The organism is Streptomyces sp. NPDC048383, assembly GCF_040651775.1.
GTDB lineage: Bacteria > Actinomycetota > Actinomycetes > Streptomycetales > Streptomycetaceae > Streptomyces.
In genome coordinates, this window is record NZ_JBEZKS010000039.1 from 19,505 (window position 1) to 36,422 (window position 16,918).

Sequence of the window (16,918 nt, forward strand, 5' to 3'; positions counted from 1 at the left end):
ATTGGCGTCCACGGACGCCAAACCGAACGGTGTGAGTGATCGTGCAATCCTTCAGGCGCCGTTCGTGCTGTGCTGGCTGCCGGTTCAGGTTCCTCGGGCGGTTGGCAAGTTCCTGCGGAGGGGGAAAGTTTATGGCTGAGGTGCGGACTCGTGTTTCCGCGTATGCGCTCGCGGTTGAGAACGGGCGGCTGCTGCTTGCCCGGCTGTCTGAGGCGTCGCCGGTATTTGCGCCGGGCCTGTGGCATCTGCCAGGTGGCGGGATCGATCACGGTGAGCAACCGGTGGAGAGCCTGGCACGTGAGCTTCGCGAAGAGACCGGGCGTGAACTAGTTGATGCACGGTTGGTCGATGCACGGACGTATGCAGTCACTCGGGACGGGGTGGACTGGCATCTGACTGGGCTGTTCTATGCGGTCGAACTCAAGGTTGATGCGCGGGAGGTGGTCGAGATTGACGGTTCTACCGACGCGGTGAGCTGGATCTCGCTGGCGGACCTGAAGGAGCCGATGCTCTCTCCGGCGGCCGTCGACGGCGTGCGGATGGTCAGCGGCCGAAGGGGTCCGGACTGAGAGATTTCGCAGGTCGCGGGGGGTAGGAGGTCGTTAGTAATAGCGCTTTCCGTTCGGTTAGGCGTCGATAGACGGGCAGTCGAACGGCTGCGGAGGGATCTTCAGGCGGCTGCCGCAAGAGCGGTGGTGGCCGCCTCGGCCCGGCGCTGTTGGCGGGCGAGGCGGCGGGACATCAAGGTGATGAAGGTCCACTGGATGTGGGCTTCGGCGTGGGACGTCAGGCGTTCGTAGTCCCTTGCATTGCGCCTGGCCCGCATAGTCCACGAGTTGCTCCGCTCCACCACCCACCTCTTGGGCAGCAGGACGAAGCCGTCGGCGTCATCGGGGCGGAGGACGACCTTGATGGTGATGCCCAGGGTGTGCTGGGCCCAGGCGGCGAACTCCTCGCCGCGGTAGCCGTTGTCCGCCCAGACCAGCACGATCTCGGGGTGTTCGGCATGGAGCCGGGTGAGCAGGATACGGGCAGCGTCGCGCTCCTGAACGTCCGCGGGGGTGACCAGCAGGGTGACCAGAAGGCCGCCTGGTCGACAATCAGATGTCGCTTCCGCCCATCGATACGTTTGTTCGCATCGAATCCGCGGGTGGCCTGGGAAACGGTCTCCGCGCCTTTGACGGACTGGGCGTCGATGATCACGCGATGCGGCGGCTATTGAATGGCAGGCGGGCCGGGTGTAAGGGGGAGCCGGCTCCACCGGGCCGGGCGGGCGTACCGTGGAAGTGCGGGTGACCGTCCCCGGCACTGTCGCGAGTGCCGTCCCGCACGGACTGCCCGCGCGTGCCCGACCTCCCAGGACACGCCCGGGTGAACGTGACCCCCTTCATCCACCCGCACCCGAGCGACAAGGCCCCGCTGCACCGTGGTGCAGCGGGGCCGACGTCGGTCCGGTCGTACTGCCCCCAGAGCGCCTGACTGAACCCGACCCTACCCAGGCACAACCGTCAGGGACCCGTACACGGCCACCTGCGGGCACAACCGCCAGGAACTCACGGACTCAAGAACTCAGGGACTCGACACAGCCAAGGGTTCACCTGTGGGCAGCAACGGCAGGGACTTCAACACAGGCAGCAGGCAGGACCGAACACCAACCCGAGAACCAGACAGCACCCACCAACACCCACGAGCAACCCAATCCACAGAACGAACAACCAATCAACTACCTACAAGAACCCAAAAAGAGAAAGTCCGGGAAGTCACCACCCGCAGAACGGCACCTGACCAGCCACAACTCGGAACATCACCAGAGTCACCTTCCCCCCATGGTTCCCCCTCCATTTCCCCCTCCAGGTTCCCCCCATGGTTCCCCTGATGTTTCCCCCTCCATCGAGGAAGTGCCCAGGGGTTCAGGCGGTGTCGCCGCGCCACCGGAACGGGCCGCAGGCGGCATCGTCGGGGGCGTTCAGCGCGGCCGCCCGACCCGTACAGGCCGAGATCAGCGATCAAGAGCGCACCTCCCGCCCGATCCGCAACCGTCCACCCGGTCACGTCGAGCAGCTGACCATCGAGCGGGCCGCCGACCAGTAGGAGAACGGCAGGGCGAGCCCGGAGGGGTGTGCGTCCCGCCGCTTACAACGCCGCACACCCCAACGGTTCCGAGCCCGCCCGCCGACCACGCCGGCGCGGGTTACCGGTTACCGGCCGGGAGCGCCCCGCCCCTGCCCTGAGCAGCGCGAACCCGCACACGAGGGGGCTGTAACCGGTAACTCGCGCCGGCCGCCCTCGCCGGTCGGGTTCGTGGGCCGGGAGAATGGACCGGTGAGCACCAGGCGTCGCCAGCTCGGTACCGGCCCCGAGTCCGACGATCCGCAGATGTCCCGCGCCCGGGATGACGTTCCGCGCGCCCGGCTCGCCGCCGAGCGGCCGGCCGACGTCCAAGCCGTCACCGCTCCCCCCGCCCGCGGCACCGGCCGACGCGTCCTGGGCACCGGCCCCACCCCGCGGTGACCTCACCAAGTACCCGGTGACCTCACCGATAACCTCCCCAGCCCAGGTCAGCGGTCTCCGAGAACCTGCACCTCACGGACGTCGACCGTGAACGCGATCCGCAGGCTTTCGGTGAACCGGTCAGCTCGACCGGGAGTCGTCATCTCACCGGGTACTTAGAGCGTCCGCCAGTAGGACGTGACCACGGCTGAGTGATAGTCAAACAGGCACGTTGTCCCCATCGTGGAATTGTTAACGCTTTGCGACCGAGGGGAGACCGTGCCTGCCTGCGGCTCGCTGCAGGGGTGAGCCGCAGGCTCGGGCCGGGTCAGCTGAGGGCCTTGGCCAGGCGAGTCAAGCCGTCTGCGATCTCGGCGGGGGTGTGGGTGGTGAACGACAGGCGCATCGTCGCCGGGTCCGGGTTGCCGACGAAGAAGGGAGCTCCGGGGACGTAGGCCACGTTGCGGGCGACCGCTCGCCGGAGCAGGGCGGTCGCGTCGTGGCCGGAGGGAAGTCGGGCCCAGAGGAACATGCCGCCGTCCGGCCGGTTCCAGCTGCTGTCAGTCGGCAACGCGTCGGCCAGTCCGGCGAGCAGGGCGTCGCGGCGCTCGCGGTAGGCGTCGCGGACGGTGGCGAGGTGAGTGTCCAGGTCGCAGTCGGCGAGGTAGCGAGCTGCGGCGGCCTGGTCGACCGTGGACGTGTGCAGGTCGGCGGACTGCTTGGCGATCACGCAGGCGCGCCGGAGCGCGGCCGGGCCGCGCAGCCAGCCGAGCCGCAGCCCGGGGGCCATCACCTTGGAGAAGCTGCTCAGCAGCACCGTTCGGTCCTCTGCGCCAGCGCAGCCTGCGATCCATTGCACCGGTTCGCCGCTGAAGCGCAGCTCGCCGTACGGGTCGTCCTCGATGACCCAGAGCCCGTGCTGTGCCGCCACCTCCGCGACCGCTCGCCGGCGCGCGAGCGGCAACGTCCGGCCGGTCGGGTTCTGGAAGTTGGGCACCAGATACAGCAGTTTGGGCCGTTCCGCCGCGACGAGCGCGTCCAGCGCGTCCGGCACGATGCCGTCCGCATCGGTGGGGACCGGGATGATCCGCGCGCCCGCGAGTCCGAAGCACTGCAGCGCGGCCAGATAGGTCGGATCCTCGACCAGGACGATGTCGCCGGGCTCCAGCAGGGCCGAGGCCAGCAGCGACAGGCCCTGCTGCGAGCCGCCGGTGATCAGCAGGTCCTCGGGATCGGTCGGCAGGCCGCGCGTGGTGAGCCGGGCGGCGACGGCCGATCGCAGCGACGGGTCGCCCTCTGTGGTCGAGTACTGCAGCACCTGCCGCGGTGACTCGCGCAGCACCGCGTCGTAGGCCGCGCGGATACCCTCCGCGTCGAAAAGCTCGGGGGCGGGCAGGCCACCCGCGAACGAGATGACGTCGGGGCGGGCGGTCAGCGCCAGAATCTCCCGGACGGGGGAACCGCCCACGTCGGCGGTGCGGGCGGCAAGAGCGGGGACGGCGGCGGTGCCGGCATCGGCTGTGGTCGTCATATCCGCTCACCCTACGAAGACTGGGGCCTTCGGCCAGGGGGATTTCACGATGCGGTCGCCATGCGGCCGCACACGGTGGCGGCCATGCGAAATAGCTGACAGCGTCCGCCGGGAGGGCACGACCAGGGCTGGGTGGTAGTCAGACAGGCACGGCGCCCCCATCGTGAAGTTGTTGATGCTCTGTGACCGGGGAGGGACCGTGCCTGCTGTTCCAGCGTGCATCCTGGAGCCGCTGCGTGAGGAGTTACTTGCGTTGCTGCCTGTGCATCGCGATGACCATCCGTGGGGGTGCCACAACCCCTCCGGCAGCGTTGGGGGCGCGGTGAACCGCATCAAGAAGATCAAAAGGCAGCTCTATGGCCGAGCCGGATTCGAACTACTCCGCAGGATGATCCTGCTCCAGTGACGCTCAGGGACGGCTCCCCAAGATCTGTGGCGGACCGAGTTTCTCAAGGCACCTGCTCATTCAGGCGAGTCGGGTCGGCGGCTTGCGACAGTGCTGTCACAGCTTCGAAGATCGCTTGACCTTGCCCTAGAGGGAGAGAGGACAGTGTCTGAGTCGATCACATGAGCAGGCGGTCTGCGCTCGCTGGTCAGACCAGGACGAAGAGGGGGAGTTCGCGTGACCGCGACCTGCGTCATTCTCGACATCGGCGGCGTGCTGGAGATCACGCCGGAAACGGGATGGGTGCAACGGTGGGAAGAGCGGCTGAGGCTGGCTCTGGGCACTGTCCATGAACGGATGCACGAGGTGTGGCGGGCTGGGAGCGTTGGGAGCATCAGCGAGCGAGAGGTGCACGAGCAGGTGGCGGCCCGTTTGGGTCTCGACGCCCCCCAGGTTGCAGCCTTCATGGCTGATCTCTGGGCGGAGTATCTAGGGACGCCGAACGAGGAGTTGATCGACTATGTGCAAGGGCTGCGCGGAAGCTGCAGGCTGGGCATCCTGAGCAACAGCTTCGTCGGCGCCCGGGAGAGGGAGACGACGCTTTACCACTTCGACGAACTGGTGGAGCAGATCGTCTACTCGCACGAGATCGGTGTCGAGAAGCCCGACCTACGGGCCTTCGAGGCAGCATGCGCCAGCTTGGATGTGCGGCCGGAAAACTGCCTGTTCATCGATGATGTCGCAATCAACGTTGCGGCCGCCCAGGCGGCGGGCATGCAGGCGCATCTGTTCGAGGACAACGCCCGGACCGTAACGCGCATCGCAGCTCATCTGAATGCCGGGCCCTTGGCCTCAGAACGGGTCCCGCTCGGATGACGTCGGCCTGGCCGGTCTTCAGCGGTTGCCGGCCAGGCGTTGAATCGGTTGACCAGCGCGCCTCTGCGTCTTCGGCTCGGGCGCGGGTGCTGGCGAGACGGTAGGCGTCGGTGCGTCCAACCAACGGGGCTGGCGGGGTTCGTGATCATCCCTTGTAAATCGAACGATACCGTGACCCTCCGCAACGGCTACCCAAGATCTGTGCCAGAACCGAGAAATGAAGTCGGTGCATGAGGGCGGCCCGCCGCCGACCGCTTGATTCTGACCCTGACGGTGCAGGTCACTGGCGGTTCAGCCGGAGCATCGGAGAACCGTCCCGTTCGCGGCGTCACCGTGACGGACCCGCGAACGGAAGCCTGGGGCTCCGAGCAGCTGCAGCAGGCAGCGAGAGCAGCCGCCGTCGCCAGGGAGCCGTGCTGAATGGTCCTCAGGCCAGCGCTTCCATGCCCATGTGGCCCATGACGACGATGGAGCTGAGCTCTCCGTCTTCTGTACGGCCGAGCCAGGCTACGGAAAGTCCTTCAGTGGCGGAGAAGGTGATGAGGTCTGCGCCCCAGGCCTCATCGCGGACCATCTCGAACTCGCCACCGCCCACGCTCTCGGTATCACGGGACACGAGAGTGCCCCGTGCTGCTGTCCTGCGCTGCTCCCAGAACGTGCGGAACGGCGCTGTCAGCGCAGGCCAGGCTGTCGCGTCGCCGAAGCTGCCCGTGGAGGTATCCGTGTTGAATCCGACCTCGTCACCCTGACGAAGGCGTTCGATGTCATCGCCCGCGGCGAGGCCCATCTCCCAGACCGCCACCGTGCCCTCCCACACGCACAAACGCGTCGCGGCTACCTCGCGGCCGGAGAAGTGCTCCCCCATGAACTCGTACGGGGCCTCCGTCCATGCCGCATCCACCCCGTATGCACCAGGTGGGATCCGAACCGTGAGCTCCCGCGGCTCTCCGTCCTCGTCCTCCAGCCATGGGGTGTCCACCACGAGCCGGCCGCTCGGCACGCGGATCGACGTCACCCGAGCCACCTCTACCACCTCAACGAACGTCCGTTGATCATCACTCCGCACCCCCAACCGGGTGCCCGGCGTGAACACCGCATCGAGATAGGCGCGCACCTCCGGCGCCGCCACCAGTCGACCATCCCCCACGTACGCCACCCTGTGTCCTCACCACGACCCAACCAGAACTTACGACGATAGGCCCACGCTCGGACGTCGCGTCCGACTACAGTTACCCCCGCCAGTTCAGACGAGGCACCGAGGCAGAAAGCAGCGGAGGTCAGTCAGCCTTGACTGACTCTTCGGCGCGAGCTCGGGTGCTGGCAACGACGGTAGGAGTCGGTTCCGGTCTCGATCCCTGGCAAGCACCCCAGCGACTTCAAGACTCGTGAACATCACCCGGGCGTGGATCCGGGCCAGCCGCCTCCGCCAGGTTCGCTGCATCCGCCAGCGCGCGCAGACCGCGGGGGGCACGAGCAGGTTCATACCAGTCGGGATGGCCCGGTATGGCACCCCAGTCCACTTCGTTAATCGCATCCAACACGACAGCATCCTCGCACCTGGCTGCTACCCGCAGCCCCAGGGCCGGACGAGGCCACGTGGGTCATTCCGTTAGGAGTTCTTAGCCCGCGTCCCACATGCGTTCCAGAGCGGCCGCGGTCCGGGCGCTGCTCCTGGCGCGAGCCACGATCCCCGTGCACACGTCGTGCAGGGCGGCGGGATCCTTGAGGAGGTGGTCTTCGACGACTGCCCAGCCGGGAGTGCCACCGGGCGTGGCCAGGGGTACGACGTGGTGGTCGGTACGGCCGGTGATGAGGACGGCCAACAGTGCCAGGTACTCGCGTTGCAGGCGGGGGCCGAAGCCGTCGTCGTCCGGGCCTGCCAGTGTCGCGGGCTGCCCGCCGGCCAGCAGGACGCAGGTGGCCTCGGCCGCCCGGACCACCGCCTCGAACCCGGCCGGGCCCAAACGGATGCGTGCCTCGCGGAGGTAGAGGTCGAGCAAGTCGGGCGCCTCGCCTTGGGTGTTCATCCCTCTCCTTCATACCCGGATACTCGTAGCGACAGTACGCCCAGCCGGAGGCACTGTCCGGCGCGGGCGTACCCACGCCGACCGGACCGGTTGGGGGCGCGTGTGAACGCGCCGGGCTCAGTGCGCGGAGCCCGAAGTGGCGGACGGTGAGCGGCTCTACGGGCAACGGATGGCGGGCTTCGACCTCGCGATCATTGAACGAGGCGCACGTCACCGCCGGAGACTTCGGGCGGTCTTGGGCTGCGATCACGACAACGTACGGATCCCGGCGGACTTCCGGCTCTACCTGACCGCGCTGCCGCGCGTCCTCGCCGTGGCCCGCCCGCAGGGGCTTCGATGGCGGATGACCTGGAGGGCACGTACGCCGCGTGGCTCGCGGAGCTGGGGCTCTCGAAGGCGATCGAGCGGCAGATTCTCGCCGGGTTCGAGATCGACGTGCTGGAGATCCGCGATCCCTCACCGGTTCTCGGGGAGTCGGAGTAGGCGCGGCGGGGCCGGCGCCTGGCGCTCCTGCCGCGCGATCCCGTTGGTGACCTCCTATGACGTCCACGAACGGGTCTGGAACCCGCCGATGCCGCTGCTGTTCCAACGCGAAATCGGCACCGAACACCGCGCTTTCACTCCGACCGCGCTCCGCAAGCTTCTGATCAACGCGCTGGCCACCACGGGCCTGACCGATGCCGTCGGCGAACCGCTCGTCTTCTCCCCGCACGACTTCCGCAGGATCTTCGTGACCGAAGCCATCATGAACGGCCTGCCACCGCACATCGCGCAAGTGCTCTGCGGGCATCGGAGTCTTGACACGACGATGGGCTACGAGGCGATCTACCCAGCCGAGACCATCGAGGCTCACCGCGCCTTCATCGCCCGTCGCAGGGCTGCCCGGCCCAGCGAGGAGTACCGAACCCCCACCGAGGAGGAATGGGACGCTTTCCTCGCGCACTTCGAGAAGCGCAAGGTCTCCATCGGCACCTGCGGTCGCGCCTTTTTAAGCCCTTGTGTTCATGAACACGCTTGCGTTCGTTGCTCGCTTCTCCGGCCGGACCCGGCCCAGCGCGGCCGGTGGGAGGAGATCCGCGACAACCTCGTCGCCCGCATCGCCGAGGCCGAGCGCGAGGGCTGGCTCGGGGAGGTCGAAGGGCTGAGGGTCAGCCACATGGACCGACGAGCTTCCGGCGGTACGGCGATCGACCTCGGCATGCCACGCATAGCCCCAGCTCAAATTACACAGGTGGAGGGAACGGCTTCGCTGACACAATCACTGGATGACCAGCAATGACATCCGGTTCGACTGCCGGCACCATGTCGACGGCGGCCCCCTCGTGGTCGTCCCCCGCATCGACGGAGCACCACTCACAGAGCTGATCGACGGGTTCGAGATCGCCGCCGGGATGCAGCCCGCAGGCGACGCCTATGGCGGTCTGATTCCGGACAACCTCCGGAGCTCTATCCTGGACCACTTCCTCGGGCGGTCCACCGATGTGATGGGGCCGAAGACACCCGTTCTAGGCTGCGATTGCGGAGTGTGGGACTGTTGGCCGCTCATGGTTCGCATCACCGCGATGGCCGACCTCGTAACCTGGGACCTTTTTGAGCAACCCCACCGCAAGGAACGCGACTACACGGCCTTCGGCCCGTTCCAGTTCGACCGTCGCCAATACGATGACGCCCTGCGCGCGCTGAACGCCGCAATCGGCCCCGACGAGTCGTAGCCCGTACCCGCCACCGATAGTTCAGAGAAGCCTGCGTCCGCTGCTCCCTCCTCCGGCCAGACCCGGCCCAGCTCGGCCGGTTGGAGGAGATCCGCGACAACCTCGTTGCCCGCATCGCCGAGGCCGAGCGCGAAGGCTGGCTGGGAGAGGTTGAAGGGCTCCGTGTCAACCTGGCCGGAGCGGAAGACAAGCTCGCGCAGATCACCAGACGCGCAGCCAGTACGTCGGTCGCCCTCCCGATGCCGACGCTCCGAAGGGAGCCGTGAGCATACCCGGGATGACGGCGCCTGCGCCAACGGGACGAAGCGTTGCTTTTTCGCTATGCACCGGAGGACAGCCGGCTCGCGGCCTGGTCCCATGCCTGAGGCTCTATCAGGTCGTCCCTGTCGAAGGCGTCCTCCTCGAACCAGCCCGTCCCCGCGAGCCATGTCTCCAGCCACGCTGCGAGGCTGGCGGAGTCGAGGAACCAACACTGCTCCCACGATCCGCCGCTGTACGGGTTCGGCTCGAAGAGCAGGACCTGACCGTCCTCACTGAGACAATCAACGCCTGCATACATGGCACAGCCCCAGGTCAGGATCGGTACGACGCCTTCGGGCCACTCCGGATGCTCCACCCCAACGGACGCTTCACGTCGCGTCAGGTATTCGCCAACGACGCTGGAGCCCGAACCAAGCAGTGGCAGCAGTCGGTAGTCAGGGCCGAAGCCGCCGTCAGCGACCTCGCGATACAGGCGCGCAAGTAGGGGATGCAGCGCGATGCCCAGTTGCCCCTCGGCCTCCGCAATCTGGGCTTCGTCGACAGGCGCCGGAAGGTCCTCGCTGTCCGATGCGGCCCGGGTGGCAACACGTTGCACGAGGTCATCAATGTCGGTCATGGCCGTGATGCTGTCAGAGCCCACTGACATCTCGGCGGCCAGGGCCGCCGGGCGGACAGATGGGCGACAGGAAGTCCGGCCAGCGCAGCCGCGGCCTCCGTCCGGGCAGTCTCGGCTCTCTCCTACCCCCGCTCCTCGATCCCGGAGCAGGCCGGACGGGCGCTGGGTGGTTAAATGTGGATCTTGAATGGGTGCGGAAACGATGGAGATCAGGGTGAAGTACCTCGTGCGGGGGACCGTGTGTGCGGTGGCGCTGGTGGCGGCGTTGACAGGTTGTGGGGGTGGCGGGGATGCAGATGCGGGCGCGGCCGTAGGCATCGCCGGAATCGGAAGCGGCGGTGAGAAGGGCAAGAAGACCTCCGGCACGCTGTCCGTGCCGCAAGTCCGGTCGGCGCTCCCGACCAACGAGACCCTCGGTGGTGTCTGGGTCGGCGACGACTTGGCGGTGGTTGACGGGGAGCCGGCGCGACAGCACTGCGCCGAGGAGACCGGCACCCCGTGCGACGGGATGGTGGCCGTGGGCCACAAGGAGGCCGCGGTCAGAGGGAACGCGGACAGCGACGCGGTCGAGTTCACTCTCTTCTCGTTCGATTCGCAACAGGCCGCGAGCGCGGCGGTAAAGGGCCTGGCCGCGAAGATACGCAACCGCGAGCCCGCGCCCGAGCCGACGCAGGTCGCGGCCGGCGCTGACGAGACCGAGGCGTTCACCAACGGCAATCACGGTACTCGTGTCGTCATGCGCGTCGGCAATGTCGTGGCCTACGTCCAGGCGAGTCTTTACGCCGACGACGGCGCACGGCAGATGGCCCTGCTTCAGGTCGACCTGATCAAAAAGGCCGCCTGACGCGAAGGAACGGCCTGAGTAGGACCAAGGCGGAATGGGTGTCCCGGTCGATCGCTTCGGCGTCCCGGGCCGCCTGTTCCAGGCGCTCGCGGTGGGCCTTTTACCAGGACGAGTCGGCCAGGGCCGTTGTTGGCCGGCTCCATGCCCACCGCGCCGTCGATCAGCGCGCGGAGGAGTAGCGGCAGCGGCCCGCGGGCGCCGAGTGAAATTCCCCGCTCGTCCTGAAGGGTCATCGCTGAGCCGAGGCCGGTGCCCGCGGCGGTTGTCACTCCGCGCGCGTGCGGAGGACTGCGGCATGGCCGACGGTCACCTCCGCGTCCCTCTCTGGCCCGTGGACAGCGCAGTGAACCGGCGGGATTTCCGCAGGGCGGCACCGTGCTGGACCACGCACCAAGCGGCGCAACCCCCAAGGGGTCCCGCCAACAAGACCCCGAGCCCGGGCCCATTCAAGGAACCCCAGCACCTCCAGCAGAACCCGTCGTACAGGCTTACGGCAACGGTGCGCGCACCGTCGTGCTGCCGCGCCCCGGCAGTGGGCCTCGTCTGCGTGCAGTCCGCCGCCGAGGACCTCAAGAAGGCTGGAAGAGCGAGTAGTCGCGGTGTGTGACGGCGTAGAAAACTCCGCCGAGTCCGCCGATGACGTCGGCGGCGGCGGGGAAACGGCCGCCGCCCGAGCATCGCGTCAAAGCCCCCGCCTCCACTGCGAGGGCGCTTCTGGAATTCGAGGCCTTGGCCGATGACGACGATCCGCACGCGTACTCCGACCCGAAGAAGATGTCCGGTTCGGGGTTCGCGAGGAGCTCGTCGAGTGGAAGGAGTTGTTCGGCGGCCGCGACCACGCCGGGGATCTCGTCGGTCGGGCAGTCCTCCGTCAGCAAGTACCAAGCGGTCGAGTCCAGGGGCGCCGCCCCGATGCGGCGCAGCACGGTATCCCGGTAGGGCAGGCCGAGGGCGCGGGCGGCCCAGGGCGCTTGGTGAGCGTGTCGGATCGTCGTCATCGGCCAAGGCCTCGATCACCGTTCGGCGGGACTCCGGACGGTCGATGATGGCGGTGATCTCCGCTCCGGCTCGCGCCAGTTCGCCCTCGGGTGGCTTGCCGAGGGCGAACCAGTCCCGGATGCCTGTGAGGGCGAGGAGGTCCTGCGGAGTCACGGGGGTGGCCGTCAGGTGGCGCAGGTAGTGCCGCAGGGCGGGTGCGGCGTCCTCGTACGCGTCGAGGGAGGCTCCGGGGCCGTCCATGTCGGTGAGTGCGTGGATCAGTCGGGTGGCGCCCTTGAGGGTCGGTTCGTCGAGTCGCTCGCGGGCGAGTACTCCGGCGAGGTCCCCGGTGCGGGCGGCGACGAGGCAGAAGTAGCTGTCCAGGACGTCACCGGTGCAGGCGTCCCGGATCAGCCACTCCCTGATGTGTGGGTGCCGTGCGCCGTCGAGGTGCTCGACGGCGGACACGCGTTTTGCCCAGCCCTTGGTCGCGCGGGCCAGCGGGAACACGGCGAGCTGCGGGTCGCTCGGCCGGGACGCGGCGAGGGCGGTGCAGGCCTCGTCGCTGAAGTTGGGGTGCGCGCCGACCTCGCGCAGCAGCGCGCGGTCCCCGGCCGACGGGTGCCGGCGATGGTCAGCAGGACGAGGCCAAGCCGGACGAGATTGCCGTGGGCGGCTTCTGTGACGCAGCGAAGGCCGAGGGCGTGCACCCGCTCGCTCGGCGGGGCGCTCGCGCGCAGGAGGGCGGGGAGGTGGGGAGCGTGGTCGTACCAGACGAGCCGGCGCACGCGCCGGTCCAGTGCGGCAAACACATCCGGTGCGGCTTCGGGGTGTGACAGGGCCTTGCGGACCAGGGCGACGATCCGCGGCCGGGCCGTCGGGCGGCCGCTTTCACGGCGGCTGGGGGCCGAGGTTCGGTCGGGGGCGGGGAAGACGCTGAGGTTGTTCACCGGGCGGACACCCGGTGGTCCTTTCGTTCGTTCATGAGCTGATCTTCACTGGCGACGGTCTGTGGTGGCAACAGTGTTTTTCGAGACTTGTTCGACGCGTGCCGGATCCTCGGGCTCTTCGCTCCGAAGGAGACCGGCCGATGTTGCGGGGAAGGATCGGCCTGTCCCGTCTTTACCGGCTGATTCGGTGATCAAGACAGGGGAACCGGCTACCGCCGATGGACAAAACCCGCACGCCCGAACCCTGGCGCATTGCCGACGCGCTCTGTCCGGGCCCGTGCACGGTGGCCGCTTTCGGGGCGGCGGACTCGGGTCGGCCCGTCGGTCGGCGGTTTCGATCGGAGCCGGCGTTTCGGCGGCGAGCTCCTCCGGGTTGCGGAAGGCCCGGGTGCTGAGCTCCGCACGCGGGTCTGCCGCACGGCGGCTTCTGCGGCCGCCCAGCCCGTGAGTAGCAGCTGCCGGGACGACACGACGCCGCCATGATCAGCTGCCCACCCCACGACGCGGCCAGCAGCTGACGCCCCGACACCGCGCGCGGCACCGGACAGGGAGGGCGGCCTACCGCTGCGAGCAAGGAATGGGTAGTGGCCGTTGCCCCGGTCACATGCAGGGGCAACGGCCACTACCCTTTGGATGCGAAAAGGCATCATTGAGTGCCTGATTGAGAACCGGATCCCTCGTGAGCGCCGTGCCTGGACCCCAGTGGCAGATCACTGAGGGTGGGGCTTGGAACGAGTTCTCGACCGGCGTCTACATCGCTGCCGACTTCGAGGAACGTGATCCGCTACACCGGAAGCGCGATCCGCAATGGGTCGGTCGGCGACCGCGTCCAAGAGCACGTACTGCCCGGACGCGCCGCTCGGTGGACCCGCCTGATGGTGGTCCCGCTAGCGCCGGACACCGAGGAAGACCTCGTTCGAAGGATCGAGGGTCGGATCGGAACGGTCCTGCGGCCGCTCGACACCAGGCGACTCCCTATGCTCGGCGCTCCCCGGCGACCGGCCTCACACAGGACCTCCAAATAACCGAAGGAAGAGGACACACCGAAGGCCCCCAGCGCGGAAGCGTTGGGGGCCTTCGGCATCTGCGGTCACAGGTCGATTTTGCGGCCGGAGTGAGGGACGCGGGTCAGGCGATGTCGCGGATCACCGCGACGACGCGCTTGGTGACCTCGTCCAGGCCATCCGATGCGCTGGTGCAGTCGAAGTACTCCATGAGGAAGGTCGGCTCCGGGCTGTCCCCTTGGACGTAGAAATCTCCCTCGTGATCCACACCCACGATGAATCCGGCGCCGTCCGGAGCGGTGATCTCGCCGGTGACGCCCCAGTAGCCGGACTCAAGATCCCCCAGCGCTGACAGCCAGGGTTCACGAACAGGCCTCGCCGACAGCGCCGGCGCGCTACAACTAGGGCTGGCCAAGGCCACGGCGAAAGGGGAGAACGATGGAGGTCTTGCAGTGGGGGGCGCGGGCGCTGATCGTCGTGGCGGTACTCGTCGCCTGGCACCGCTACCGCTATCCGGGCGGCTGGGGTCCCGCCTTCAGCCGCACCTACGCACCCGAACGCCGGGAACTGGCCCGAGCTCGTCGGCGCCTCACGGCCCGGGCCGTTCAGGCATGGTTCCAGCGGACCGCCGTCCAACTCCGCCTCAGCTCCGCCCAAGCCGCCCGTCGTCGCCGCGTCACCGCCGCCGAACAGGCCCTGCGCGAAGCCCAGAATCCTGGCAGCGGTCCGGTGGTGGGCAATCTCGGCACCCTGATCCTGCACCAGCACACTCTCTCGATCGGTGAGGAAGAGGAGCTGCCACTGGCCGACCTCACCCTGCGGATCCATCACGGGCCCAAGAGCCACCACCTGATCGTGACCGAGGCGGACGGGCACGTCCGTCACGTTCCGCTATCGCATAGCGAGCACGAGGAGGACGCCGTACACGTCTTCGTCACTCTCGTCACGAACACCGCACGCCTCGACGCGGCCTTCCAGGCAAGCCTGGAAGACCGCGTGAACGCAGCCCGAGCAGCACTGGCCGAAGTCGAGGGCGACACCGCGGAGGAGGACGCCGTCCGCACCGAGCTCCACGACATCACACAACAGCACCAGCTCGACCCGGAGCAGGCAGCCGCACTCTCCCGCCTCAAAGCAGCACGTCAAAAATGGAAAGACGCCACCGGCCGACTCCCCGCAAGGTGATCAAGCAGCCACGATTCACACGGGGCATCCCCCACGCGCCGCAGATGCGGCCTCAGCCGCCGTACCAGTACGGCGGCGAGCCAGGTCGGCGCACCGGATCCCGCCGCCCGGGTGCCACTCCATAACCGGCTCGGCAGACGTACCGTGCTCCTCGCACCAGTGGGCCGGAACAGCACCACCACAGCCATGTCGCTTGCACACGCAGGCCTCTCCCAGGCCCGCGTACGCCAGCCCATGGCGCACCACCCCGCCCGCCTGCCCGTCCGAGGCGGCGCCCCGGAGGGCGGCCGGCCACGCCAGGGTCACCTTCAGTCCCCCCGACCCGTTCCTGAACAGGTCGATCAGCCGCACCTCGCCGGGCACCGCCAGCGGGGCCGCCCCGGGCACGGTCAGCCTGCGCAGCGACGCTCCGAACTCCCCGGCCGTGAGCTTGGCCAGCTTGTCGGCGTCGTCCTTGGTGGTGCAACCCGTCAGCTGGTCCCCGTCCTCGGCCTCGTCCGCCAGGAGTAGCAGCGGGCCGTCGAGCAGGAGCCTGGTCGCGCCTTCGGCGCCGTCGAGGAGCAGCATGGCCGGCGGGATCTGCGACGGGATCTCGATCTTGTCGTGGTCGAGGAGCCAGGCGGCCACCGCGCTGCGGTCGAATTCCGGGTGGACGTCCGTCCCGCCGACCGGGTCCGGGAAGTCGGCGTGCAGCCGGCGCCAGTTCACCACCGCGGCGCGGCCGACTCGGGCGATCCGCGCCACCTCCGCCAGCAGCACCACGTCTCGCCCGGGTGCGACCGGCGCGAGGCCCGCGAGCGGAGAGCGACGGCCGGCGGGCACCGTGCGCAGTGCTTCCCAGTCCACTCCGGGCCGAAGGACCGGGAGCAGGGCCAGATCGGCCCCTGAGTAGAGGGGGCCTTGGTCAAGCCGCCGTGGGACTTGTAGTCGATCACCACGGAGCCCGCCGGGGAGATTCATCCGAGCCTGACGACCTGGTCGTAGTCGACCCTGCGCACGCCGAGGCAGCGGGCGGCCTGGTCGGGGCCGAGGGGGACGTGGCGGTCCAGGAGCGGGGGCAGGTCCCGGCGGCGCGCCTTGACGGCGGCCTGGTCCGAGTGGACGTCGGGGAAGACCGGCTCACCGCCGAGGTAGGCGAGCAGGCCGGCGCGGACAAGGTGGCCGACTGCGGAGGGCGGTCACGCGCGGACGGCCGCACGGCAGCGGCTGCCCCAGCGCCTCGGTCAGTCGCTCCGCCGCCCAGGACTCCCCCGCCGGGCCCCGCAGCGCCGCCCGGATCCCTTCCGCGTCGGCGGCCTGGACCACCGCACGCGACCACTCCCCCGGCCGCGCGCCGACCGCGGGGACCAAGCTCGAGGCGAGTGTCCACCGCCAGGCCGCCGCCGACACCTTTGGCCGGCCCGCCCGCCCCGTACTCGTCGCATGACTCACACATCACGCATCTCCCGTTCTCGCGCTCCGAAGCAGCGAGGCAGAGAAACGGGGAGCAGGGCCAGGAGTATGAGGAATGAGGCACGCCCGGGGACGCCGCCTGCGCCGTACAGCATATGGCAGCCGGGGCGTGAACGAAGGTTCGCCGGGTATGCGCGGTCACACGACGAAGCGTCACCGCACTATCGAAGAAGTGGGGCCCAACCATGATGATCGCTGCAATCATCGCCGTCTGCGTGGTACTCGCCGTTCTGGCGTTCTTCCTACCGCGCCTCTCCAAGCACCCCGAGCGCGGCACCCAGAAGACCCTCGGCCTGGGCTCCCGCGCGGGCGGCAAGGCCCCCGGCCCGCTGGGCCGCCTCTTCAGCAAGCCGTTCCGCAGCAGTTCGAAGGCGGTCGGCAAGAGTGGCTCCGCTGGCCGCCGCATTCGGGGCCACATGCCATTCTGACCTCGCGCCCCTATCAGCCCGGCCCCCGACCCCCGTCGAGCTCGAGGTCCCGGAGCGAAACCGCGGCACCGCCCGAATACGTCCCGTGTCTCCCCCGGTGCCGACTCCGCTGGACGTCCGACGGGCCGCTGCGGCACGCGCGCGCTCCCACGTGGGTCACCTCGTCCGCCGAGCACCAG

General features: G+C 68.6%; 17 protein-coding genes and 3 pseudogenes. 12 read left to right on the forward strand and 8 right to left on the reverse strand.

The genetic code is table 11. From position 1 onward, the window contains the following. The first annotated feature begins 131 nt into the window (after positions 1-131). Positions 132-569 (forward strand): NUDIX domain-containing protein, encoded by a 438-nt coding sequence (locus AB0D46_RS24705; RefSeq protein WP_362880479.1) that lies wholly within the window; start codon positions 132-134, stop codon positions 567-569. Positions 570-670: 101 nt separating this feature from the next. On the opposite strand, the pseudogene AB0D46_RS24710 reads toward AB0D46_RS24705, so the two are convergent. Continuing rightward, a pseudogene (locus tag AB0D46_RS24710) lies at positions 671-1,203 on the reverse strand (transposase). 714 nt (positions 1,204-1,917) lie between these two features. On the opposite strand from AB0D46_RS24710, the gene AB0D46_RS24715 reads away from it, so the two are divergent. Continuing rightward, positions 1,918-2,091, forward strand: a complete 174-nt coding sequence (locus AB0D46_RS24715) for a hypothetical protein (protein ID WP_362880481.1) — start codon at positions 1,918-1,920, stop codon at positions 2,089-2,091. A gap of 231 nt (positions 2,092-2,322) precedes the next feature. Continuing rightward, positions 2,323-2,511: a hypothetical protein gene (locus AB0D46_RS24720; RefSeq protein ID WP_362880483.1), complete on the forward strand. Its 189-nt coding sequence runs from the start codon at positions 2,323-2,325 to the stop codon at positions 2,509-2,511. A 307-nt stretch (positions 2,512-2,818) separates the two neighbouring features. On the opposite strand, the gene AB0D46_RS24725 is transcribed toward AB0D46_RS24720, so the two are convergent. Next, complete coding sequence (locus tag AB0D46_RS24725) at positions 2,819-4,021, reverse strand: PLP-dependent aminotransferase family protein (RefSeq protein ID WP_362880484.1); 1,203 nt, start codon at positions 4,019-4,021, stop codon at positions 2,819-2,821. 199 nt (positions 4,022-4,220) lie between these two features. Here AB0D46_RS24725 and AB0D46_RS24730 point away from each other — a divergent pair. Together AB0D46_RS24730 and AB0D46_RS24735 are read left to right on the forward strand one after the other, a co-directional pair. Then, positions 4,221-4,322 (forward strand): annotated as a pseudogene (locus AB0D46_RS24730) (IS5/IS1182 family transposase); the annotation flags it as partial. A 321-nt stretch (positions 4,323-4,643) separates the two neighbouring features. Then, positions 4,644-5,282: an HAD-IA family hydrolase gene (locus tag AB0D46_RS24735; protein ID WP_362880486.1), complete on the forward strand. Its 639-nt coding sequence runs from the start codon at positions 4,644-4,646 to the stop codon at positions 5,280-5,282. Between the two features lie 427 nt (positions 5,283-5,709). Here the strand turns inward: AB0D46_RS24735 and AB0D46_RS24740 are convergent, their stop codons facing one another. Both AB0D46_RS24740 and AB0D46_RS24745 read right to left on the reverse strand, forming a co-directional pair. Further along, positions 5,710-6,411 (reverse strand): DUF4241 domain-containing protein, encoded by a 702-nt coding sequence (locus AB0D46_RS24740; protein ID WP_362880488.1) that lies wholly within the window; start codon positions 6,409-6,411, stop codon positions 5,710-5,712. 490 nt (positions 6,412-6,901) lie between these two features. Then, positions 6,902-7,309 carry a hypothetical protein gene (locus tag AB0D46_RS24745; protein WP_362880489.1) on the reverse strand — a complete coding sequence of 136 codons (408 nt, stop codon included), beginning with the start codon at positions 7,307-7,309 and terminating at the stop codon, positions 6,902-6,904. 136 nt (positions 7,310-7,445) lie between these two features. Here AB0D46_RS24745 and AB0D46_RS24750 point away from each other — a divergent pair. The 4 genes and pseudogenes from AB0D46_RS24750 to AB0D46_RS24765 all read left to right on the forward strand — a co-directional run. Next, positions 7,446-7,789, forward strand: a pseudogene (locus tag AB0D46_RS24750) (helicase); the annotation flags it as partial. Positions 7,790-7,838: 49 nt separating this feature from the next. Continuing rightward, positions 7,839-8,588, forward strand: a complete 750-nt coding sequence (locus AB0D46_RS24755) for a site-specific integrase (RefSeq protein ID WP_362880491.1) — start codon at positions 7,839-7,841, stop codon at positions 8,586-8,588. Continuing rightward, positions 8,575-9,021 carry a hypothetical protein gene (locus AB0D46_RS24760; protein WP_362880492.1) on the forward strand — a complete coding sequence of 149 codons (447 nt, stop codon included), beginning with the start codon at positions 8,575-8,577 and terminating at the stop codon, positions 9,019-9,021. Before AB0D46_RS24755 ends, AB0D46_RS24760 begins: the two co-directional genes overlap by 14 nt. Positions 9,022-9,101: 80 nt before the next feature. Continuing rightward, positions 9,102-9,287, forward strand: a complete 186-nt coding sequence (locus AB0D46_RS24765) for a hypothetical protein (protein ID WP_362880494.1) — start codon at positions 9,102-9,104, stop codon at positions 9,285-9,287. Between the two features lie 53 nt (positions 9,288-9,340). On the opposite strand, the gene AB0D46_RS24770 is transcribed toward AB0D46_RS24765, so the two are convergent. Further along, entirely contained in the window at positions 9,341-9,898 is a 558-nt protein-coding gene (locus tag AB0D46_RS24770; RefSeq protein ID WP_362880496.1) for an SMI1/KNR4 family protein, read from the reverse strand. Positions 9,899-10,112: 214 nt separating this feature from the next. Here AB0D46_RS24770 and AB0D46_RS24775 point away from each other — a divergent pair, with 214 nt between their 5' ends. After that, entirely contained in the window at positions 10,113-10,742 is a 630-nt protein-coding gene (locus AB0D46_RS24775) for a hypothetical protein (RefSeq protein WP_362880497.1), read from the forward strand. Between the two features lie 569 nt (positions 10,743-11,311). Here AB0D46_RS24775 and AB0D46_RS24780 read toward each other — a convergent pair. Beyond that, on the reverse strand, positions 11,312-11,740 hold the full coding sequence (locus tag AB0D46_RS24780) for a hypothetical protein (protein ID WP_362880499.1): 429 nt from the start codon (positions 11,738-11,740) through the stop codon (positions 11,312-11,314). Positions 11,741-13,798: 2,058 nt separating this feature from the next. Then, positions 13,799-14,095, reverse strand: coding sequence for a hypothetical protein (locus AB0D46_RS24785; protein ID WP_362880500.1), 297 nt, complete (start codon positions 14,093-14,095; stop codon positions 13,799-13,801). 17 nt (positions 14,096-14,112) lie between these two features. Here AB0D46_RS24785 and AB0D46_RS24790 point away from each other — a divergent pair, with 17 nt between their 5' ends. Next, positions 14,113-14,859, forward strand: coding sequence for a hypothetical protein (locus AB0D46_RS24790; RefSeq protein WP_362880502.1), 747 nt, complete (start codon positions 14,113-14,115; stop codon positions 14,857-14,859). Between the two features lie 15 nt (positions 14,860-14,874). On the opposite strand, the gene AB0D46_RS24795 is transcribed toward AB0D46_RS24790, so the two are convergent. Next, entirely contained in the window at positions 14,875-15,705 is an 831-nt protein-coding gene (locus tag AB0D46_RS24795) for a hypothetical protein (RefSeq protein ID WP_362880504.1), read from the reverse strand. 791 nt (positions 15,706-16,496) lie between these two features. Here AB0D46_RS24795 and AB0D46_RS24800 point away from each other — a divergent pair. Then, positions 16,497-16,739 carry a DUF6411 family protein gene (locus AB0D46_RS24800; RefSeq protein WP_362880505.1) on the forward strand — a complete coding sequence of 81 codons (243 nt, stop codon included), beginning with the start codon at positions 16,497-16,499 and terminating at the stop codon, positions 16,737-16,739. The last annotated feature ends 179 nt before the right edge of the window (positions 16,740-16,918 follow it).